This is a genomic window from Psychrobacillus sp. FSL H8-0484 (assembly GCF_038005325.1).
Classification (GTDB): domain Bacteria; phylum Bacillota; class Bacilli; order Bacillales_A; family Planococcaceae; genus Psychrobacillus.
Window position 1 is genome coordinate 1,965,071 of the sequence record NZ_JBBOSZ010000001.1, and the last position, 22,809, is coordinate 1,987,879.

21 protein-coding genes and 1 pseudogene are annotated in these 22,809 nt (G+C 34.6%); 15 read left to right on the top strand and 7 right to left on the bottom strand.

Annotated features, from left to right (window positions below):
• Positions 1-92: 92 nt before the first annotated feature.
• On the top strand, positions 93-1,019 hold the full coding sequence (locus MHH81_RS09485) for a hypothetical protein (protein WP_340920447.1): 927 nt from the start codon (positions 93-95) through the stop codon (positions 1,017-1,019).
• 680 nt (positions 1,020-1,699) lie between these two features.
• Here MHH81_RS09485 and MHH81_RS09490 read toward each other — a convergent pair.
• On the bottom strand, positions 1,700-2,047 hold the full coding sequence (locus tag MHH81_RS09490) for a nuclear transport factor 2 family protein (protein ID WP_340920448.1): 348 nt from the start codon (positions 2,045-2,047) through the stop codon (positions 1,700-1,702).
• Between the two features lie 312 nt (positions 2,048-2,359).
• Between MHH81_RS09490 and MHH81_RS09495 the strand changes: the two genes are divergently transcribed.
• Positions 2,360-3,811 (top strand): hypothetical protein, encoded by a 1,452-nt coding sequence (locus MHH81_RS09495; RefSeq protein WP_340920449.1) that lies wholly within the window; start codon positions 2,360-2,362, stop codon positions 3,809-3,811.
• A 155-nt stretch (positions 3,812-3,966) separates the two neighbouring features.
• Here MHH81_RS09495 and MHH81_RS09500 read toward each other — a convergent pair.
• Positions 3,967-4,038: pseudogene (locus tag MHH81_RS09500) on the bottom strand (tyrosine-type recombinase/integrase); the annotation flags it as partial.
• 528 nt (positions 4,039-4,566) lie between these two features.
• Here MHH81_RS09500 and ppsA point away from each other — a divergent pair.
• The 6 genes from ppsA (at position 4,567) to MHH81_RS09530 (ending at position 11,693) form a co-directional block, all read left to right on the top strand.
• Positions 4,567-7,182 carry a phosphoenolpyruvate synthase gene (ppsA, locus tag MHH81_RS09505; RefSeq protein WP_340920450.1) on the top strand — a complete coding sequence of 872 codons (2,616 nt, stop codon included), beginning with the start codon at positions 4,567-4,569 and terminating at the stop codon, positions 7,180-7,182.
• Between the two features lie 260 nt (positions 7,183-7,442).
• Positions 7,443-7,829 (top strand): hypothetical protein, encoded by a 387-nt coding sequence (locus MHH81_RS09510; RefSeq protein WP_340920451.1) that lies wholly within the window; start codon positions 7,443-7,445, stop codon positions 7,827-7,829.
• Between the two features lie 194 nt (positions 7,830-8,023).
• Positions 8,024-8,512 (top strand): hypothetical protein, encoded by a 489-nt coding sequence (locus MHH81_RS09515; protein ID WP_340920452.1) that lies wholly within the window; start codon positions 8,024-8,026, stop codon positions 8,510-8,512.
• Between the two features lie 195 nt (positions 8,513-8,707).
• Positions 8,708-9,256: a histidine phosphatase family protein gene (locus tag MHH81_RS09520; protein WP_340920454.1), complete on the top strand. Its 549-nt coding sequence runs from the start codon at positions 8,708-8,710 to the stop codon at positions 9,254-9,256.
• Between the two features lie 306 nt (positions 9,257-9,562).
• A complete protein-coding gene (locus tag MHH81_RS09525; protein WP_340920455.1) occupies positions 9,563-10,435 on the top strand; it encodes a hypothetical protein in 873 nt (290 codons plus the stop codon).
• A gap of 715 nt (positions 10,436-11,150) precedes the next feature.
• A complete protein-coding gene (locus tag MHH81_RS09530; protein ID WP_340920458.1) occupies positions 11,151-11,693 on the top strand; it encodes a hypothetical protein in 543 nt (180 codons plus the stop codon).
• Between the two features lie 181 nt (positions 11,694-11,874).
• Here the strand turns inward: MHH81_RS09530 and MHH81_RS09535 are convergent, their stop codons facing one another.
• The 3 genes from MHH81_RS09535 to MHH81_RS09545 are packed head-to-tail and all read right to left on the bottom strand — an operon-like array spanning position 11,875 to position 13,218.
• Positions 11,875-12,405, bottom strand: coding sequence for a permease (locus MHH81_RS09535; protein ID WP_340920461.1), 531 nt, complete (start codon positions 12,403-12,405; stop codon positions 11,875-11,877).
• Positions 12,402-12,884 (bottom strand): hypothetical protein, encoded by a 483-nt coding sequence (locus MHH81_RS09540; RefSeq protein WP_340920463.1) that lies wholly within the window; start codon positions 12,882-12,884, stop codon positions 12,402-12,404. The genes MHH81_RS09535 and MHH81_RS09540 overlap by 4 nt, the downstream gene beginning before the upstream one ends.
• Positions 12,877-13,218 (bottom strand): PadR family transcriptional regulator, encoded by a 342-nt coding sequence (locus tag MHH81_RS09545; protein ID WP_340920465.1) that lies wholly within the window; start codon positions 13,216-13,218, stop codon positions 12,877-12,879. Before MHH81_RS09545 ends, MHH81_RS09540 begins: the two co-directional genes overlap by 8 nt.
• Before the next feature lie 528 nt (positions 13,219-13,746).
• On the opposite strand from MHH81_RS09545, the gene MHH81_RS09550 reads away from it, so the two are divergent.
• Positions 13,747-14,211, top strand: a complete 465-nt coding sequence (locus tag MHH81_RS09550) for a DUF3291 domain-containing protein (protein WP_340920468.1) — start codon at positions 13,747-13,749, stop codon at positions 14,209-14,211.
• 491 nt (positions 14,212-14,702) lie between these two features.
• Here the strand turns inward: MHH81_RS09550 and MHH81_RS09555 are convergent, their stop codons facing one another.
• A complete protein-coding gene (locus MHH81_RS09555; protein WP_340925211.1) occupies positions 14,703-16,244 on the bottom strand; it encodes a multicopper oxidase family protein in 1,542 nt (513 codons plus the stop codon).
• A 272-nt stretch (positions 16,245-16,516) separates the two neighbouring features.
• Here MHH81_RS09555 and MHH81_RS09560 point away from each other — a divergent pair, with 272 nt between their 5' ends.
• The 4 genes from MHH81_RS09560 to MHH81_RS09575 all read left to right on the top strand — a co-directional run bounded on the left by MHH81_RS09560 (position 16,517) and on the right by MHH81_RS09575 (position 19,084).
• Complete coding sequence (locus MHH81_RS09560; RefSeq protein ID WP_340920470.1) at positions 16,517-16,687, top strand: hypothetical protein; 171 nt, start codon at positions 16,517-16,519, stop codon at positions 16,685-16,687.
• A 173-nt stretch (positions 16,688-16,860) separates the two neighbouring features.
• Positions 16,861-17,739, top strand: coding sequence for an alpha/beta fold hydrolase (locus MHH81_RS09565; protein WP_340920473.1), 879 nt, complete (start codon positions 16,861-16,863; stop codon positions 17,737-17,739).
• 313 nt (positions 17,740-18,052) lie between these two features.
• Positions 18,053-18,220: a hypothetical protein gene (locus MHH81_RS09570; RefSeq protein ID WP_340920475.1), complete on the top strand. Its 168-nt coding sequence runs from the start codon at positions 18,053-18,055 to the stop codon at positions 18,218-18,220.
• Positions 18,221-18,493: 273 nt separating this feature from the next.
• On the top strand, positions 18,494-19,084 hold the full coding sequence (locus tag MHH81_RS09575; RefSeq protein ID WP_340920477.1) for a hypothetical protein: 591 nt from the start codon (positions 18,494-18,496) through the stop codon (positions 19,082-19,084).
• A gap of 784 nt (positions 19,085-19,868) precedes the next feature.
• On the opposite strand, the gene MHH81_RS09580 is transcribed toward MHH81_RS09575, so the two are convergent.
• A complete protein-coding gene (locus MHH81_RS09580; protein ID WP_340920479.1) occupies positions 19,869-20,807 on the bottom strand; it encodes a magnesium transporter CorA family protein in 939 nt (312 codons plus the stop codon).
• A gap of 421 nt (positions 20,808-21,228) precedes the next feature.
• Between MHH81_RS09580 and MHH81_RS09585 the strand changes: the two genes are divergently transcribed.
• Entirely contained in the window at positions 21,229-22,266 is a 1,038-nt protein-coding gene (locus MHH81_RS09585) for a serine hydrolase domain-containing protein (protein WP_340920481.1), read from the top strand.
• Positions 22,267-22,295: 29 nt separating this feature from the next.
• A complete protein-coding gene (locus tag MHH81_RS09590; RefSeq protein WP_340920483.1) occupies positions 22,296-22,715 on the top strand; it encodes a GNAT family N-acetyltransferase in 420 nt (139 codons plus the stop codon).
• The last annotated feature ends 94 nt before the right edge of the window (positions 22,716-22,809 follow it).

The window sequence follows — 22,809 nt, forward strand, 5'->3', positions numbered from 1 at the left end:
TGTTGAGCTGTTCAGACGGCTCTTTTTTCTTGTTCAACTAAAGGGGCAGGGTAGTTGAAGAACAATAAAGAATTGATAATGGAGGTGATGCAATGCTTAGAAGTGATTATGCTATAAAATATAATAACTCTCCAAATATTGAGGTTATTAAAGAGTTATTGTCAATTTGGGTTTTGGATGATGATTTCACTTATCGTTACTTTTTAAGGGGCTTACACATAAAGAATAATATTTGTACTTTTGAAGCTTATGATAATCAATTTTTGGTCGGTTTAATAACTGCTTGGAAATCCGAATTTCATCCATATTGTACATATTTTGCAATGGTTACAAAACCACATACCGGTTTTGAAATTGAATCTATTTTAATCGAAGCTTTATACAAATTTAAGGAAATTGAATTACCACTACAAACTTCAATTTGGGAATCGTCTTATAGGCTAAAGACTTTCTATGAAGAAAGTGGATTCTTAGAAGTTAGAAGGACATATTCCCCATTATTAAGGACTTCAAAGATTGATTGTAAACAAGTCTTCCCTGAATTTAATGGACAAGAAACCTACATCAAAGACATAAATAGCATAGGTAATCATCAAGAACTCAAATTCAAATTGATTAATCTTGTAATAGAAAACTATAAAAAATCTCATATAGTAAATCCTGTTGGAGTTCACAGTTATGAGAAATGGGAAGAGCTAATCTTTAATGAAGATACAATTCTAAATGGAAGTTATATGGTATTAAAGGAACATGAAATATACGCTTATTCTTTGTTACATTATTCGGATACACCAAATCAATTTGAATTTGGATGGAGAGGAACTAAGGAAAATACTGACGTTAGATTTATGTTAATATTAACAGCTTATCAAATAAATTTTGCCATTGAAAACGGAGTAAATTATATTGAAGCTGAGGTAGATACGACTGACTATTTTTCATTAGAAATGTTAAAATATTTTCCTTTTTCGCCAGCACCATCTTTAATGACGTTTCAAAAGAGGAATAAAAATATCTAGAGTTAGGTAGGATTGTGAAGTATTTCACTTAACCTAACGAGTGCGTTAGTAAAAGATCAATGAGCTGTATAGACGGCTCTTTTTTTCTTGTCCTTTTTTTTAGTCTTGATATTAATTGTTATGTTTATTAGTGCAATTATTTTATATCCTATAATTTATTTTATTCCGATTGAAAAAAGAAGGGGAATCAATCAATTTTTCCTTTTGGTCTTGATTTTATCATCCCTTAACTGTTCTTGTATTAAGTCCTTTTATGATGATAGGAGTTATGTATATCCTGTTGATTTTATCTATTATGGTGGCTTAGTTTTCGTTGATAGGATATCTATATTCTAAAACAAAATTTGAAAATGAAACGAAAGTTAATGGGAGGTTTAGTTGAATAACTGTTCATCTTTAACTACGGAGGTATTATTAAAAGATAAATGAGCTACATAGACGGCTATTTTTTTCTTTTTCAACTACCATGGAAGAACGTAATTTTCTTGCATATTCTGTGGTGAAGCAGGTCTTCATAGGTGGCTAACGGTGCAGGCTAACGGTGCAGTTTAGTTGAACAAGAGATATGAAAATTCCATTCTTTTTATGTCGCATTTGACACAAACTACGCACTAAAAGGATTAATAAGATGTATTGAAAAAATTGATACCAAAACTCTATATGAGTCCTGGTATCATACGTTATGCAAAATGATGTCGTAATTCTATTATTTTCTGATTATGAATTTTGTAAACAGCTATAGTCTCAGGAGTTGTTTCTTCACCATTAGAGTCTATGATTCCAGTGAATCGCTCATGTACTGACACGAAATCACCTACACACGTAATATTTACAACTTCACAGTGTGCGTTAGGTGATGCTTGGAAAGCAGATTCATAAAACTTAAATACTTCTTCCATTGTTAATATTTTGTCGGTAGATGCATAACGGAAAGTACAAGAGTCATCATAATAGCTCTTGAATAGTTCTAGTTCTCCTGAGTTATAGGCTTTAAGAGACTCAAGTACTACTTGGATCTTCTCAGTCATTTCGTTCCTCCTTTCTTTGGTATTATACATCTATTTGAAGAGGAATATTTTACCTCCAATTCTAGATTATATTATTAATTTCTAATTTGCACGTAATAGGTACTGCACATTTCGACCAAAATGTACAGTAGAAGAAAAGGTACCTCTTCTACTAACGGGGCGGGTTAGTGGAAGAAGGATTCTCTGATAAAAGTTGTATTTCGCTTGTTTTATTGGATCTAAGAGGATAATAACGAAGTATTTACTCCATCCTAAATAGGCACATTAATCATAGGATTAATGTGCCTATTTAGTTATGGGATGGTGGTAATTTTGAGTTTTTTAAAAAAATTCTCTTGTTTGTTAGTTATTTTTCTAGTTTTTGTAAATTTGATTGGTCGTGAAACAATCGCTTCAGATGGTGAAATTACGCTAAAAGAAGCGATTAACATTGGATTCCAGCGAGCGAAAGAGTGGAATGTGAACGCAACACTTACAAAAGTAACCAGTGTGGATGAAACTATGGGAGGCTCGAGAGGAGAAGCAGGGAAACGTTTTAATTGGACTTTGCACTTTATAGTTCCAGGTACAGATGATTATGTAATAATTGGTATCTCAGAAAAGAAAATTTGGTTGTTTAGACCGATTAAGCAATCTCTTCCAACAATACCCTACGATGAGATTAAGTTGGATAGCTCAGATGTTCTCCGACTGGCAAAGGATAAATACGGACTAAAACCAGGAAAAGATTGGGCAACAGGATATCATTTTACACTTGATAGTATCGATGGTATACCCATTCTAACAGTGTTTGGAAATGATCGAGATAGCCGTTTTACTCGAATTTCATTCCATGCCCAAAACGGAGATGTGGTCAGTGCCATTCATAAATTACCATACGGTGGTGGATTACTATCCAAACGTATTGGCACCAATAACCTAACAAAAAAAGGAATGGCAATTACGGGAGTTGTCGCTGAAAACAACAATTTAGTGGTATGGGGAGACAAAAAGCCAACACAATTTAGTACCACCAAGCAACCTTTTATTGAATGGAGCCATAACAATGGAGAATCATGGACAGAACTCCCAGTTAATAATTATGTAACACACGCATGGGTTGATAGGAATGATAAATTATATGTGGGTACGGAAAAAGAATTATGGGCAGGTATTACCACAAAAAGTAAAGGAACGAAAATTCTTTCATTAGACCATATAATTGAGACCATCGATTATTCAATCAACAACCATATAGCTGTGTTATCAAATGGAAATATTTACTACACGACCAATCAAGGAGAGAGTTGGGAACAAGCTATTGTTCCTAAACCATTTTATGTGGTTCAAATATCGGACAATGGTGATTTGGTAGGATTAACAGAAGAAAGGAAGATTTTGCAAAAGACAAATGATGGGTGGAACGAAATAATCATGCCGAATAGTAATAATGTACCTGATGATATAAAAGTGATTAACAATAGGCTATTCATCACCACACAAAGTGGAATTTGGACCCGAAATCTTCAAGAGGAAAATTGGAGGAAAATTCAAGTTGATGAAATGATAGTTAAACTTATTAAAAAAGGAGAGAAATTATTCGGATACACATATAGAGGTGAAGCTATTTATTCCATCAGTACGAAAGATGAAAGCAAATCTGAAAAAGTGTTTGATGCGAACGATTCTATCGTTTGGGATGTGGATATCATGGGAGATACGTTATGGATTGCAACTATACCAAATTACTCGTGGGAAGAAATGAAGATTCAGCAGAGACGATAAAAATTTCAAGTGTATATCCATGAAAAAAATATATTGTGAAAAATTTCACTTCAACTAAAGGAGTCCTTTAGTCAAATAGAGCAACGTCTTTTAATTTGTTGCTCCTTTTACATTTAGAAGTACTTCTGATAATACTCTTTCTTTAGCCTCCCGCTTTATTGAGCGTATATCCTTGTGGTTTCACTTTTTTCATGCCCCATAAGACTTTGTATATCTTCAATAGGAGCTTTATCAGCTTTAAACGGAGCCCATGGTTGACAGTAATAATTCCATTCCCCCTAAAATAGTAATATTAAAGGGATTATTGCCAACTTAATAGAATTATAGTCATAAGGAGTGTTATTTCTAACAGGGCAGTTTAGTTCAATTTTACACATAAAGGATATGGTTTAATGAAAGTATTTATGAGGGTCTAATTTAGTATCATAACAATTTTGTAGGCATAGGTATTGTCAATTAATTAATTGAAAGCGGTTTGAATTTAACCATATTCATTGTGGGCTAAAAGGTATTTGAGCTACTTTCGAGGGGATGAACCGGGTTATCAGATTACTGTATGGTAAGATCGAACTATTTTTTGGAAATTGAACTCGAACTCTTCCTAATTTAATTATAGCATATAAAAAATAGTAAATATAGACTATATATTCTTATGTACTACTGCTAAGATACATTAGAACTTTAATTAGATTTGATAAGAGGGATAGATATATCAAAGAAAATAAAAGAAATGTAAGGGTTAGGAGAGATATAGAATGAGTTCTTTGGTTCTTGGTTTTCAGGAAATAGAAAAAACGCAGCTTTTGCTCGTTGGCGGAAAAGGATTAAATTTAGGGGAATTATCAAAAATTGAAGGAATACAAGTACCAGAAGGATTTTGTGTTACAACAGTGGGATATCAAAAAGCCATCGAACAAAAAGAAACGTATCATGCTTTGTTGGATCGACTAACAATGCTAAATGTAGAAGATCGAGACCAAATTGGTGAAATCAGCAGGAAGATTCGACAAATCATTATGGAAGTAGAAATTCCTGCTGATGTTGTGAAAGAAGTTACACACTATCTCTCCCAGTTAGGTGAGCAACATGCTTATGCAGTGCGTTCTAGTGCGACTGCTGAAGATTTACCACATGCCTCTTTTGCTGGTCAACAAGACACCTATTTAAATATCATCGGCAAAGAAGCAATCATGCAGCATATCAGCAAATGTTGGGCATCCCTTTTTACGGATCGCGCGGTAATCTACCGTATGCGAAATGGATTTGACCACAGTCAAGTTTATTTATCCGTTATCGTTCAAAGGATGGTTTTCCCACAGGCTTCAGGGATTTTATTTACCGCTGATCCAGTTACTTCCAACCGGAAGTTGCTATCAATCGATGCCAGTTTTGGACTTGGAGAAGCACTGGTCTCTGGCTTGGTATCTGCCGATTGTTATAAAGTACAGGAAGGGGAAATCGTCGATAAGAGGATAGCAACCAAAAAAATGGCTATCTATGGACGAAAAGAAGGCGGAACAGAGACACAACAGATCGATCCTGATCAGCAAAAAACTCAAACACTTACTGAACAACAAATTTTACAACTGGCACGCATTGGAAGACAGATTGAAGCTTATTTTGGTTACCCACAAGACATCGAATGGTGTTTGGTTGATGATACATTTTACATTGTCCAGAGTCGGCCAATCACGACTTTATACCCCATCCCTGAAGCGAACGATGAAGAAAACCACGTCTATGTATCTGTCGGTCATCAACAAATGATGACCGACCCCTTGAAACCATTGGGAATGTCTTTATTCCAGTTAACATCTTTTGGACCCAGGTTTAAAGCTGGTGGAAGGTTGTTTGTTGATGTCACACATAGGCTGGCTTCACCTGACAGCAGAAAAATGTTATTAGATGCCATGGGACAACACGATCCGCTCATAAAAGACGCACTCATTACCATAATAGACCGAGGAGATTTCATAAAATCTTTACCAAATGATAAGCAAGAACAGAGTTCCGATAAAAGCAATAAAAGTGTGTCGTCTGCGAATTCTCAAGTACAAATCGAAAACGAACCGACAATCGTTTCTGATTTGATTAAGAGTAGTCAAACATCGATAAAAGAGTTAAAACAAAACATCCAAACGAAATCAGGATCAGATTTATTTGATTTTATTCTAGAAGATATCCAGCAGTTAAAGAAGATTTTATTCGACCCACAAAGTTCAGCTGTGTTTATGGCTGCTATAGATGCTTCATCATGGATCAATGAAAAAATGAACGAGTGGTTAGGTGAAAAAAACGTAGCAGATACGCTTTCTCAATCAGTACCAAACAATATTACTTCGGAAATGGGTCTGGCGTTATTGGATGTCGCAGATGCGATTCGTCCTTATCCAGAAGTAATTGATTATTTACAACATGTAAAAGATAATAACTTTATTGATGAACTGGTTAAGTTTGATGGTGGACGGGAAACCCATGACGCTATCTATGATTATCTCAGCAAATACGGAATGCGATGTACCGGAGAAATCGATATTACTAAAACTCGTTGGAGCGAAAAACCAACTACACTTGTGCCCATGATTCTCAATAACATCAAAAACTTTGAGCCTAATGCTAGCAATCGGAAATTTGAGCAAGGGCGACAGGAAGCTTTGAAAAAAAAACAAGAGTTATTAGATCGATTGAAGCTATTACCGGATGGTGAACAAAAAGCCAAAGAAACAAAACGAATGATCGACCTAATCCGGAATTTCATCGGTTATCGGGAATATCCAAAATACGGCATGGTTAATCGCTACTTCGTTTATAAGCAGGCTTTACTGAAAGAAGCCGAACAACTCGTACAAGTCAACGTTATTCATGAAAAAGAGGATATATACTATCTCACTTTTGAAGAACTTCACGAAATCGTACGCACAAATAAACTAGATTACCAGATCATCAGCAAACGAAAAGACGAGTACAAATTATATGAAAAACTAACTCCACCACGTGTTATCACGTCTGATGGTGAAATCATTGTAGGTGAGTACAAACGAGAAAATCTCCCAGCAGAAGCTATTGTAGGTCTACCTGTTTCTTCCGGATTTATAGAGGGACGTGCACGTGTCATCATAAACATGGAAGATGCTGATCTAGAAGATGGAGATATATTAGTCACCTCCTTTACTGACCCTAGCTGGACACCATTGTTTGTATCCATAAAAGGCCTAGTCACCGAAGTTGGTGGACTGATGACCCATGGAGCAGTTATCGCACGTGAATATGGCTTACCAGCGGTTGTCGGGGTGGAAAATGCTACCAAACTGATAAGAGATGGGCAACGAATTCGCGTGCATGGAACAGAAGGATATATCGAAATATTGTAATTGCTGAACACCTTACAGTATGAAAGATGTTATATTGAAATTCTTATCTTTTGTTATAGAATAATCATTTTTATGTTTTATGGTTTTTTGTTCAACAAATGGATGCTTTAGTGAAAGGTCGTTGAGCTGCTTAGGCGGCTCTTTTTTCTTATTGAACTAAAGGGGCAGGATAGTTTAATAAGAGTTATTTTTATACAACTGTCGAAATATTATTACATGGGGATAATTCAATCCAATATTTTTGGAGAGGGGGAGTTAAGTTGAGAAAAATATTCACTTTATTAATTACAATATTGCTTTTAACAGCTTGTTCAAATCAAGAAACTATTAAAGCTACTGGTAAAGGGGACTTATGGAAAGCACATGTAATATACGAAGTGACCGATTCCGACCTCTATCAAAGAGGAGGTATTGAATATACAGGAGAAGAAGAACTTCTTTATGTTACTTATACGTTAGTTACTGACGAAGGCGGACGAGGGGGGGAAATTGAACCTCAAGAAAATCAAACCGCTATATCGTTTGGGACGGGCGGAGGTAATAATCCTCCAGCTATAGATGACGCAATTATATCGTTAAATCATGCTTATATAGAAAAATTAAATGGCGGACTAATACAGGCGAATATGACGAAAAAATTAACTTGAAAGTTAATTAGTTTTTACAACACGCATTAATTGACATCACCTTCCTTCTTCAACTAACGGATGCTTTACTTCAAGAAGGAATAAAGCCTATTTTCTTCTTCAACTAAAGCAGTAGGTTAGTTTAAATAGGAATCCGAATATAAAATACAGAATAAATAATAAGTAAAAAACTGAGATTAAAAGGAGAAAGATGAATGAAAAAATTATTATTCTTTTTCATATTGATGTTACTTACTCTTGCGTCTGGGTGCAATTCTACCACTCCGACTAATCCTTACACTGGAGGTGTTTTGAACATTGGGATCATTGGAAATTCCCCTACAATAATAGAAAATAAGACAGTAAAATTTGTTCCGATTACTTTTGAAGATTTAGCTAACGACAATTATAAAAACTATGATGCAGTTTTTATTATGAAAGAAAAATTAGTAGAAGCCTCAGACGATAATTATTCACAGATTTATGCTGAATTACAGAAACCAATAATATTTATTGGAACCGATACATTATCCCCCTTCATCTCGGACGCTATGGAGTATCGTCCAAAGGATTTTCAAAAAGGATTGTCTTATTCAGCGGGGTTAATTGAAGGAACAAGATATGATTTTGGATTATATAACGATGAAGAAAATGAAGCAACCATAAAACTTTTTTATTCTGACCTTTTTAGATTGATAGAGTAAAAACAGGAATAGTATAAGTGAAATTTCTTGTTAAACTACCATGGGAGAATGTAATTTACTTCCATATTCTGTGGTGAAGCAGGGTTTCCTGGATGGCTAACGGGTGTTTTAATTGAAGATCATTGAGCTGTTTAGACTGCTCATTTACTTATTCAACTAAAGAAGCAATACTAAAAAATACATACATATATTGGAGTGGTTTTGTTGAAGAAAATTTTTATTATAAGGCATTGTGAGGCTCATGGACAGTCATTTGAAGCACAACTTACAGATAGAGGGATTAAACAAGCGTTCGATTTATCAGAGTTTTTTTCTAATATTAGAATCGACCGAATTATTTCAAGTCCATATAAACGTGCAATTCAATCCGTACAACCACTTGCTAAACGATTAAATATTGAGATAGAGATTAATGAACAATTAACAGAACGTATACTTAGCGATAAAAACCTTTCTGATTGGTTTGAAAAACTAAGAGAAACATTTGTTGATATTGATTTGAAACTTGAAGGCGGAGAGTCCAGTCAAGAAGCAATGAAACGGATAGTTGAAGTTGCAGAAGAAATTTTTAACGGTGTAACTCAAAATACAATTATTGTTACGCATGGGAATTTAATGTCATTACTTTTAAAGTATTTTTATAATGATTTCGGATTCGATGATTGGAAAAATCTTAGTAATCCTGACGTATTTCTCTTAAAAAAAGAAAGTAATCAAGTAACTTATGAACGATTATGGAAATAAAATAGGATAAGTATTGTCAATTTGTGAAGTATTGTACTTAAACTACCATGAAAATAAGTTTCTTCAAGATTAGAGGATTCATATTTCATTCAATTAATTAACAATAAAAAAGATGATTCCATTTATCTAGATGGCTGAATTATTATTAATAAATGACGAAAGAAAATAGGTGCTTAAATACATAAGGTGGGTGGGTGAGTTTCTACAATAAGTGGAGACATTTTTTCACTAATGAAGAAGGTTAGTTGAACAAGATTGCGAACTTATACGTTATAGTTCCCATAATTAACTAATAAGGAGCGGAAAATGGAAAAAATAAATGATATCCTTGATATTCTAATTAATAAAGGTTTGATATTAAATGATGGTCTCGAATTAAAGAGGTTAAGAAGTGGCACGACCAATGGTGTTTTATATACTCTCATTGCTAAAAAAATGCCAACCTATGTGATAAAAATAGATAACCCTAAGATTATAACTTCAACTCAGGATTTTCTTTTGGCTTATAATGATGTGAAATTGATGCCCGATGTTCTTTATACAGACGATAAAAAAGAATTTATTGCCTATTCTTATATTTCAGGAGAGACACACTATAATCGAGGATCTAAGTTGGAATGGATGACCATTTTAATAAATGAGTTATTCAATAAATACAAAAAGATGGACAAAGACATTCCCTGGGGTAGAGTCAATGGTATCCATAGAAACTCTTGGTCAGACTTTAACCTAAATAGTTTGGAGTCTGCCCAAAAGAACATAGGAGATTTTTTGACAAGTGAGGACCATAAGAGAGTGGAGTTTTTGGTAAAAAAATTAAATACTTATCATTATCTGGAAGAGAAGTATTATCTACATGGAGATACTGGTGTTCATAATTTTGTATATTTGGAAAACCAACTTAAAGGAGTTATTGACCCATCTCCATTAATAGGTCCAAAAGTTTACGATTTTACTTATGCGTTCTGTTCTTCTCCAGATAGTCTAGATTTAAGAACGCTTTTGTCAGCGTTTTCCTTGTGGCACAATAATTCTTCCTTTACTAGGGAACGGCTATTGAATGAAGTTCTTTTTCAGTTATATACACGAATTGGAGTATGTATTAAAGTTCATCCGCACGACCTAAATGATTATATGGAAGCGTGGAAAGTATGGAGAAAGTACCTTCTCACTATTTAATAACGACACACTTTAGTAGAAGAACAAGGGTTGCTTAGGCAACTCTTTTTTTTTTTATTGAATTAAAGGGGCAGTAGAGTTGAAGAATGGTGTTTATCATTGCTAAACAAATGGACCATTTTGTAGAAGACTTTCTACGAAGATAATTGGATATTTATGTTTAAAATATAATAGAAATTGCAAAGGGAAGTGATTAAGTTATGCAGTAGGTTAGGTCTTATTCAAGTAACGGGGCATTAATTGAATATTGCGTTTTGATTTTTTTTTTTTTTTTTGGCTGACCCACGTTATGAAAAATGATTGACTTTATTAACAACACCATTGATAATGATAATTATTATCAATGGTGTTGTTAAAGGAGGATTTTTTCATTAGTTACTAAAAAATATATATACGTCATACATACTAATTCTCCTTCTGCTATACATAGGGTGGCAATGGCTACATGCTGGTTGGGGGAAGATTTTCGGAGAATTTGTTATTACTTGGGCAATTAACCAAGTAACTGGTTAGCCCTGCAGTTTAGGCTGGGTGGTGGTTGATTTTTGAATGGGTTTACTTTTATAGCTCTATACATTGAAGAGATTAATGGTTGCTATGAACCAAAAATTCAAGTTTCAATAATCTAAACACCAAATTATTAAGATTTTTATATACCTTTGAGGTAGAAATTCACTTGTGACATCAAAATATTAATTTGTTAAGAGGCTATTATATGAAAAAATCAATCAATAATATTATTTTTAAATCTCTAGTTGTGCTAATGAGGGTGTTTTTTGGGCTAGGGTGGTTTTTAGCGGGATTAACTAAAATGACAGGTAAAACTGGGGAAGTATCATGGTACTACCAACCTACTGTATTTCTTACAGAATATTTGACAAAAGCATTAGAAAAGCCAAATGTCCCAGTATTTTATAAGGACTTTATTGATGGGGTAGCGTTACATCATGTTCCATTTTTTAATTACTCAATACCACTTGTCCAAATAATGTTAGGTGTATTTCTAATAGTTGGATTTATGACATTACCTGCTATTTGTATTTGCTTATTCATGCATATTAATTTCATCCTATCGGGTAATATGAATTTAATTAGCTTGACTCTCTATACGTCTGCTTTTGGATTGTTATTCTTTAGGAATGATGCTTTGATTTTAAGTTTGGACCGATATTTTAAAGTTGAAGATTTATTCAAAGTAAAGAAACCTAACCATCATAAGCGAACAAGGATTCAAAAAAAGTTAAACTACAAATTATAATTAAAGAGACTTGCTTGATAACAGGGTAGTTAGTTGAACAAGGGAGGACATTACATATTATATAAAATATGTAATGTCCTTTTATTTCATTGCCTTACATTAATTTAGGTCTTGATAACTTCACGAAATGGCTGTTTTCATTACATCATTAATGCACATTTTGACATAAAAACTTATTCATCTAAATTGATATATCTTCATTATCATATTTCAACCATAGTCGTTGGTCATAAAACTTCTCAAAAAAAATACCCATTAAATAGTAAAATACAAGACCAAAACAAATATGAATGAGTGTAAACTTAACTCCAAAAGAAACGAATTCATATACAACAACTGGTAATTTTGCAGTTGTCCAAACTCCTAAAAAAAATACAACGTAACGTATGCTTGCTCCTTTTTTTAACAATAGTACAGCAATTGGAAAAGCTAAATAGAGGGGACCAGCTGCAATAACACCTAAGAATAGGGAGAACAGGATACCATAAATTCCAGATTTTTTTCCCATGTATCTAATTAGTGTTTCTTTCTCCACCCATTTATCAAGTAAACCTACGAATATTAAGACAGGAGGAAGGAGAAACAGCATATTTAAGATGCTGTTTCCAGTTAATTGAAATGCCTTCCATCCAAGCGATTGATTTATAAAAGTAAGAATAATGAGCCCAATTAGTAAAATGAAAAAGAAACGATATTTTTTTAATTCATTCATACCATCACCATCCAAATAATATAAGCAAATATAACAGACATTAATATCCCAGCGGAATTGCGTGTATAAGCAAAACTTCGACCAAATAATTTTTGTTCCATAGGTATAGTTACGATTCCTACTGACATTAGTGAAGACATTAATGCTGCTACTTGTGGGAGGCCAGCACCATTTTGGACTAACGTTTCTCCAAGAGGAAATACAATAAAGCTTGGAATTAGTGCAACAGATCCAATTAATGTAGCATAAGCAATACCTATCAATCCAGATTTTTCTCCAATAATTGAAGAAATTAAAGTTGGCGTTAATAAAGATAGTGATAGTCCAACGAAAAGCATAACTGATAAAATATCAGGTAATATATTACGAAACATTACCCATGACTTTAATACAGCATCTTTTGTTTTATTTCGATCCTTCATAAAAGAAATACTAGTAAGAATTATAGCTATCGCGTAAAGGATAGCACCATTAATCATGACTAGACTTCTTCCATACTTTATATTTGTTTAAGAAAAATGATAAATTCTGAAGTTTTGTTTCAATATTTATTTGAAATTCTTCTAATTTTCTTTTTCCAACTTCAGTAATTTTGTACATCTTGACTGGCTTATCTTGTTCAGAAGTACCCAAATAAGACTCAACAGCACCTTCGTTCTCTAATTGCTTTAGTGTGCGATATAATATAGCACTATCAATTGGATTGGCGGGAAGTTCTTCCTCACATTTCTGCAAAAGTTTCCCTCCATAGCTAACTCCCTCAGTCAAAAACAGTAAAAGAAATGCACCTGTATGCCTTCCTGTATGTTTCATGAATACCTAACCTCCTATAAAATTAAAATATATACTATTAACAACAGTATACTGTCGTTGACAGTTAAGTGTTACTAACAGTATATAGCTGATTGAATGTCACTTCAACAATAAAATATACAAAAAAAAATTTTCTTTCTGTTAATATCTAATTAATTGAAATACATAAAAGGAATTGCCAAAGTCAACAAAATGAATGAAACAGAAGAAGCCAACTTCATTTTAAGGTTAGTACTAACCAAAGCAATAAGATCCTTTGAAAGTAGGGCTGGCATTTTGGAGGATGTACTTTTCAGATTGATAAAGAAGGAAATCGGATGGATGATATTGAATTATTGGATTAACAGCGATGTTTGAGTTCAATATGGATTTCTGTGGGGATCTTTTTCGTATTTGACTTAACGGGTGAGGTTAGATGAGTAATCATTTTTTTCGCGTTAGCGATTTTTGTACGTGGTAATTAGAAGTTATAAGATCCCATCTTACTTGAATATATCTAGGTAAAGACTGAAAATGGAGGGCATGTTTATGGCATTAGTTTCAATTTATACTGTTGGCAGGCTAAATCACCCCTACGACCACCCAGCCACTCGTGAGTTTTTTGAGGTTGGATATGAAGTATTCCGTCAGGCATCTGAATCAGGCCATCTTATAGAGGCGTTTTCACCAAATGGAGTGCCTTTCCCTGAAGTAGCCAAAGGGGAAGGTTTACCTATTCTTACACTAACGGTATGGAGAAACCTTCAATCCTTATATCGTTTTACCTATTCAGGTCAGCATAGGCAAGCGTTGCGAGATAGAAGAAAATGGATGGAGCCTTATCAAGAGAAACACCTTTCATATGTAGTGTGGTGGACAGATAAGGTGAAGGATGTCTCATGGGAGGAGGCTTTCAAGAGATACAACTATTATATTCAGCATGGACCCACTCCTTTTGCGTTTGACTTTAAGCACACGTTTGATGAAAAAGGGGAATCTTGCATGGTTAAGTAGCAGGGGGGTCTCTAGAATGAGTTGGAATACTGGCTGTAATAATCCTTACTGCAATTGTTATCCTTACTGTAATTGTGGAACTCACTGTAATTATGGCTCTCAGTGTAATTGTGGACCACACTGTAAATGTGGTTCTCAGCATAATTGTGGACCACATTGTAAATGCAGCATGAAAAATTAGGGCATATTACGTCGCAGGTTAGCTTAATAAGGAAAAAACATTGGGTGTAAAATCCCAATGTTTTTTTGTAGATGAATTTTGTTGTATTTCCAGAAAATCTAATGTCTTTATTGCATAATATTAAATTTTTAATAACATATCATCAAAGATAAAAAGAGGTACTAGTTCAAGAAATTATTTTAGATAGAGCACGTTGGATAACAATACAAGGGCTCATCATTTCATTATCCTCGAGCTCTAATTTATGACAGTACCATACATAATTATTGTCTTTTATCAAGATAAGCCACCTATTTTTAGCTTTTACCCCTCACCATTCCATTTTTTCCAGTCCGTTTTTAAAAATCTCAATGGGACGCATCATTTCATGATCTTCATGCTCCAGCATGTGACAATGCCAAACATAACGTCCTGTGAAGGGGCCAAAACGGGCTATAATGGATGTGACGTAACCAAATGGTGTCCGAACTGTATCTTTAAATCCCATTTCATAGGGACAAGGAGGAATAGGAGGTCCCGTAAAAATAAGGTTTCCGTTTTTTTGAAATTGAGAAACATCAAAAGGCTGGCGATCAAGAATTTGAAAGTCAATCAAATGGAGATGGATGGGATGAGGGAAATCATCGATTATATTAATGATCCGCCAAATTTCAACGGTATCTACTTCAATTCTTTCGGATATTCGATCTATCCACATTTTACCATCTAATAAATTCAATGATCGACCATATTGATCCTTGATTCTGACGAGTGTTAAATCTCTTGTTTTCGTTGCCATAGTTCTTGGAAGTCGTTTGATTGGCCCTAAATAGATTGGAATGGAGCTGGTATCTGTGCTTTTTAACGGAATGGTTACTCTGAATTGCATGACATCAGTTGTTTCGGGGGATGAACTCTTGGTGACATTCTTGAGAATAATGTTCTGACCGTAGTATTGAGAAAAATCAATTATCACATCTATACGCTCGGCACTCATAAGTATAAATTCATTTAGTAATACTCTTGTCTCAAGAAATCCTCCATCCGTGCCAATTTGATAAAAAGGCTGATTGGAGTCCATTTTTAATGTAAGCATTCGACTATTAGATGCATTTAAAATTCGAAATCTGTATTTTCTTGGTTCTACGTTCAGAAATGGATAAACCTTCCCGTTTACTAGAATCGTATCCGCATCAAAAGGAGGGACAAGAGAAGGATGAGGAAGACCTACGTCGTTTTGATCTGGTTTGCTTGGGTAGTAAAGTGATCCGTCTGGGTTGAACGAGCGGTCCACAATTAAAAGAGGGATTTCATATTTTCCTTTCGGAAGATTAAGGGTTTGTTCATGCACGTCGCGAATGAGATAGAAGCCTGCGAGTCCCGCGTAGACGTTCAACCTTGTAATTCCTACCGTGTGATCGTGATACCACAATGTTGTGGCTCGCTCAATATTTGGATACGAATAAACTTCTCGTTCAAATAAAGGTCCCGTTTCTTGAAAGTTTCGCGTAAACCATGCTTCAGGGTAACCATCACTATGGGCAGGCGTTCTTCCTCCGTGTAAATGAACAACGCTTCTACCCTCTGGAAGCGTCATTTCAGAACCATGAATCGTTGTATCAACGGGGAGAAAGTGCTTATTGGGAAGATCATTCATCCATTTAACAAACACTTTTTCGTCCTTCAACACCTCGAAAGTAGGACCCGGAAATGTTCCATCATAACCCCATAAACGGGTTGGTTCAAGGTCCCTGTGTAGCTTCTGAGAAAACTCCTTCATGCTCACTTCGTAATATGAACTACTATGACTTCGCTTCTTAGGAGATATAATGTTTAGAATAGGCAGTTCATCCACGAATTTTTCTAGCTTTATCTTTTCAGGCATAAGAATGGAATACCTCTTCTCTATGAATATCTACAGAGTAAGTTTATGAGTGTGAACTTGTCCATTATGTCAACACACATTCTTCTTATGCAACTAACGTGGTGCTTTACTTGAAGATCATTGAGCTGGTAAAACGAGTATTATTCTTATTAAACTAAGGCAGCAGGTTAGTTCAATTGGGAGAAATTTTTGGAAGGGTATTGAATAGGTAGTATATACGTAATTTTACAATTATTTTTCTAATATATTGGGGGACTCTTATGTTAAAGTACATTCTACTCTTAGTTCCTATTTTCGTATTAATCGTTTTTATTTGGGGATTTAATGACTTGAAGTACTCAAATACTGAACCTACTCTTCAAATTTGGTTTTCACTTGTTCTTTCTTTTAGCATCAGTTCAAGTGATACTAGCAGCTATTCGGGGATTTAAAAAGGATAAAGAAAACTAAGTTGTTATTTCCACCGTTTGAAAACAGTACGGTTATTTCAGTTCCTCCACCTTTCTCACTTGCGGCTTTTTTTCGGCGGATCGAGTGTGGGAACCTCTCAAACGCAGTGGGCATAAGCTGATAATATATGTCGATTTGAGAGGATGTCTTGTACATGTTTCCTTATCTCCAAGAAAATCATCAATTCCCCTATCCCGATTATAGGTTTATGCCCTTTGGTTATTATAACTCCCCTTATTCTGAAGGATGGTGGCTCTGGAGCAATGAATCGGAGGAAAAATACCGTTTACCCGCACAGCAACGTCTTACCTTTGTGCTTGTCCATGGCTCTTGGGCTGACGCTCACTTCTGGGACGGGGTAGCTTCGGTGCTGCGTAGTCAAGGGCATGATGTCTATACCCCGGAATACGCAGGTCACGGCAAAGATCCGAACAAAGATGTCACGCATGCGATGATCACGAAGTCCGTCGTTGATTTTATAACGAAACTGAACCTACGCAACTTCGTTCTCGTCGGGCACAGCTTCGGCGGAACTGTCATCCAAAAGGTTGCAGAACAGGTACCGGATCGCATCAAGCGCCTCGTTTTCTGGGACGCGTTCGTACTGAAAGATGGCGAATCTGTTGCCGACGAGTTATCGCCCCAAACGAGACAAGGTTTCGAGCAACTCAGAGCCAGCTCGAAGGATGATACGATCATGCTTCCGTTTCCACTGTTTCGGGATTTGTTCGTCAATACGGCCACATTGGAGGAAGCCAAACGGATGTATGCAGGCGTCATTCCGGAACCGGCTAAACCGCTTTTCGAGAAGCTGGATCTTAAAGCATTCTATGCGCTGCCTACACCCAAAAGCTATGTCTATTTCTACCAAGACAACGCATTGCCACAAGGAGAGGGCTACGGCTGGCATCCGCATATGTCCACACGTCTCGGCCAGTTCCGCCTGCTCGTCGGGGACGGGGACCACTTTACAGACACGCGTACAAGGCCGGCTATGTTGGCGCAGAAGTTTTACGAGGCGGGCCGAGACTGAAGTGCTATAAGAGCATTTTAATGTGTGGCCAGAGCAAGATCGATCCGTAATCCGGCAAGATTCGAGAAGTGATCGGAAAGGAAAAAAGAGGTGTTTAAAAAAAGCTATCCTTTGCAGGGTACCTCTTTAAGTACTTCATTATAGAATTAAAAGAAGTAGTAGGAACAACTAGAGTGATTATTCGCGTGATTAAGCTAATGGATTCTTTAGTTAAAGAACATGGGTTGCTTAGGCAACTCTTTTTTCTAATTGAGCTACCGTGGCAGGTTAGTTGAAGAAGAAAGTAGTAACTTTTAATGAGGGAAAATTACATATGAATGAAAAACAAAAGCTACTTTTACAAAACTTAAAAAATATTAAGGATTACTGGACAAAAACAGCCGTTGATGGCTTAAATCTTAATACAGATTTAATTTGGTCTGATTTTAGAGACGAGTATAAAATTCTTCAAACAAAACTCAGATCCGAGTGCTTTACTTGAAGGTATGGAGCTGTTTAGACATCTAATTTTTCTTATTCAACTAAAGGGACAGGTTAGTTGAACAAGAGGAATGAAAATCTTTTGTGTGAAGGGGTAGTTGCTTATATCTATATCCATTATTGCATGAAGCCACATTTTTACAATCAATTCATCATATATATAAGAAAACAATTTAGAAGGAGATAAAATGATTTGCAATTCTGGCTGTAATTGTTATCCATACTGTAAATGTGGCACTGCATGTGGATGCATGTTTATTTAGGGGGTTCGTGGATGTTATTAATTATAAGTATATTAATAGTATTAGGTTATACTACTTTCTTGATTTTCAAAATTTCTTTCAATACAGATAAATTAACAGTTATGACAGGTATGATAATAGTGATGGCATTGGGAATGATGTCAAGTTTGGTTATTGGATTAATCTCAGGAATTGTTTATAAAAATGATATAACTTCTTCAACAATTCTTGCAATGGTTTTAAGTTTAATTGTTGGATATTTTTTAGGTAAACGGTTGGGATTGGTTGTAACAATTGAAGGAATGGCAACTTCACTAATGGGTAGCATGATGGGAGCAATGTTGGGAGAAATGTTACCCTCAGAGAACTTTAAAATAATGCTAGCGTTTATGGATGTCCTATATATCATAGTTGCATCTTTAATCTTTATTCTAATCAGTAATATTTTAAGGAAAGGTAGTGATAAAGCTCCCATTTTTAATCATACCTACACTTCAATCTTTATAATGGTTATTTTAACAGCTATTGTATTGATCACTACTTTTTATGAAGGTAATTATGTTGAAAATCTGATTAATGATCGCCCTGTTGAAAACCAAATGAATGAGCATAATCATCATTAACGGTATTATTTTTATTATTCAACTAACTAATGCATTAGTTAAACAAGACCATCATTTTCGATGGTCTATTTATACGTCCAAAACATCAAGTAGATTTCAGCGATCCTTTGTGAAATGTTACACTTAAACTAACGAAGCAGTAGAGTTGAAGAGTGGTGATTATCATTGCTAAACAGATGGACCATTTTGTAGAAGACATTCTCCGAAGATAATTGGATATTTTTGCTTAAAATATATTAGAAATTGCGAAGGGAAGTACTTAAAAAAATTACGTAGCAGGTTAGGAAAGTAATTCACAAAAAAAGGAGGGATAGAAAGTGGATTTATTACTTTGGATAACTGTTGGTTCATCATAATCGGATTTGTTGTTCTCGCTTTTATAAAAAGAAATATGGAAAGTAAGAAAAGTTCAACTACCCAATCCATAGTTTGGTGGGGAGCGAGTCTCATTTTTATTGGGTGGTGGTTTAGTAAAATTTAGTAGGTTTTTGGCAATGGTTTTAGAGGGAGGGAGTTCATATTGTTAAGAAATGTACTTAAACAAACGGGTGCTTTTCTTGAAGATCTTTGAGTAGCTAGACTGCTCTTTTTTCTTACTCAGCTAAAGGGACAGGTTAGTTTAACAAGGAAATACAGCACCATTGTAGAATGTTCATTTAAAAATCCTAGCAGTTGACGGTGTTAATTAGTCGGCTCTGACTACGTTTCTGTCAGAAGGGTTGGTTTAAATAAAATACATAAAAAAGCAGATGTCCTTTAAGAAGAAACATCTGCTTTTTCAGATTTAAAAGAATTTCTTTTTCCAGAAAACAATTGTTGTAATACCTGACAAAATAAAAGAAATGCCAATTGCAACCCAAAATGCATATGGGTATTCTTGAAAAGGAATGGGAACGTTCATACCATAAAAACTTGCAACCATTGTCGGTAAAGCCATGACAAGAGTAATAGATGTCAAAAATTTCATTACAATATTTACATTATTTGAAATGACTGATGCGAAAGCATCCATCATACCACTTAAAATTGTAGTATGAGTTTCAGCCATTTCAATTGCTTGTTGATTTTCTATAATTACATCCTCTAACAATTCTTGGTCATCTTCATACATTTTCAAGGAATTACTTTTTAACATTTTTTGCATAACAATGTTGTTTGATTTTAAAGAAGTTGTAAAATAAACCAAACTTTTCTCTAAATTCAGCAATGAAAAGAGTTCTTTATTTTTCATAGATTTATGCAGTTTTTTTTCAATTGCGTCTGTTTGTTTGCTAATTTGTTTTAGATACTTGAGAAAAGAAGTTGCCATTAAATATAGGATTTGGAACGAAAATCTTGTTTTTTTGTATGTGAAAAAATTTTTTACTTGATTCTGTGAAAAAACGTGGAAAATTGGGTTATCTTTCAAACAAACGGTGACAAAGCAATTTTTAGTTATAATCATTCCTAATGGAATCGTATCATAAATAAGATTGTCATTTTCATCTTTAGATACCAACGGAATATTAACGATGATTAGAACATTGTCATCGTCTTTTTCAATTCTTGAACGCTCTTCTTCGTCTAATGGGTCCTTTAAAAATTCAAACGGAATTTGCAATATATTTGCTACATTACTAATTTCTTGTTCGGTAGGCGAGATCAAATTAACCCAGCATCCGTCTTTAATTTCAGTTGTTTCTTGAAGAACTCCATGTTCATTTGATAAATAAATCTTTAACATTGTTAAAACCTCCTCATTTTTGCGAGGAAGTCAAAAATGATCCTATCGTACATAAAGAATTGAATTTTTATCAGTATTCAACATTCTAAGGAATGGTTCGTTAATGACTTCCCCCTTGCTGGAACTGGGTTCGGGTTCGTTGCAACTTCGACTACTCAAAAAAATTCAACTCCTTATCATTAAATAAATTAAATGCCTTTAATATCATACTCTTACTGCACTTGCTTGTAAATGAATATAAAAATTTCCTCAAGGATTACTTTGAAGAACGTAATTTTCTTGCATATTCTTTGGTGAAGTAGGCCTTCATGAATGGCTAACGGGGCAGGTTAATGAAATAAATATTTTTCCCAAACATACACAAAGGAACGTTTGTTCGTGTTATAATTATCCTTGATAGGGGCTATTTAGGGGGATAGATATGCATTTAAAAAACATCAACATTGTAGAACGAATGAAACATTATAATGTGCCAGGCTTAAGTATAGCATTGCTTGGGAACGGTCAAATCATCGGAACAGAAAATTATGGCTTATTAGAAGTAGAAAGTGATAGAAAAGTAAATGAAAATTCTATTTTCAGTGCATGTTCAATTAGCAAGTTCTTAACAGGAATGCTTGCTATGAAGTTAATAAACGAAGGACTTCTTGATTTAGATGATGATGTAAACGAAAGACTTGTATCGTGGAAAGTACCAGAAAATGATTATACTAAAAATAAAAAAGTTACTTTGAGAAACTTACTAAGTCATCAATCTGGAATTAAAGACCCTGAAGGTAGTTTTTCTGAACTGAATTCGAAAAAAGAGATTCCTTTGATGGTTGAATTATTGGAGGGGGAAACTTCTTATTGTAAAGTTCCTATAGAAGTGAAGTGTGAACCAGAGAGTGAATTCCACTATTCTGATGCAGGTTTTTGTATCATTCAGCAACTGATAGAAGATGTTACTGAAAAACCATTTCATTTAGTTATGAATGAGCAAATATTTGAATCATTAGGAATAGAAAATAGCCAATTAAATACAAGGTTATTGAAAATGGATAGGGAAAATTTTTCTTGTGGTCATAATAAAAATGGTGAATTAGTAGATGGAAAATATCCAATCTATCCTTATCCAGCAGCTTCTGGACTGTGGACAACTTCTTTAGATTTAGCTGAATTAGTTCTTGAGTTGATAAATGCATTGAAAGGAGAAAGCAAGGTTGGCATTTCGGAAAGTTTAGCGAAAGAAATGATAACTTCTCAAAGTGGTAAGAGTTGGACTGGGTTAGGTGTGTTTCTTGAAGGCTCTGAAAAAGAACTAGAAATTACATCACTCGGTTGGGGAGTAGGGTTTCAATGTATGATGGTAGTGTTTCCGTATTTAGAAAAAGGTGCAATCATTATGACAAATGCAGAATTAGGTGTTCATCAAATGAAAGGGATTATAGGAGAAATATATAAATCTCTTATGTCTTAAAAGCATTATTTTAAGGGGGAGAGATTGAGATGCTGATAGCCTTAGCAAATACAACTCATATATCTGAAGTTGTGACTTTCTTCAACGAAAATTTAGAACGTAATAATAGTGCGGTTTATTCTGAAGAGTTTTTATGCCCTCTCGGAATTAAAGCTGCGATTAGGAGAAAACAAATGATAATAGCGATAATCGATGGTCAAGTAATAGGAGCTTTTCGATTTTACAGAAAAAAAACAACCAATAGCATTTCGCTATATCAATTTGCTATAAATGAGGTTTATCGTGGTCAAGGGTTGTTAAAAAAGATGTTAAAAACAATAAATGACCTTCCAATCCTTGCTTTATGTCCGTTAGAATCAGAATTTAATGAATACTTTTACAAGTCAGGTTGGCATCTACAAGAACAAAGTGAAGAGTTTAAAAGATGGGTTTTTAATCACTCTAATTAAATTTTGTGAACTTCTTCACTTAATGACGGGGGCTTAACTTGAAGATCATTGAGCTGTCTCGACAGCTCTTTTTTCTTATTCAACTACCATGGAA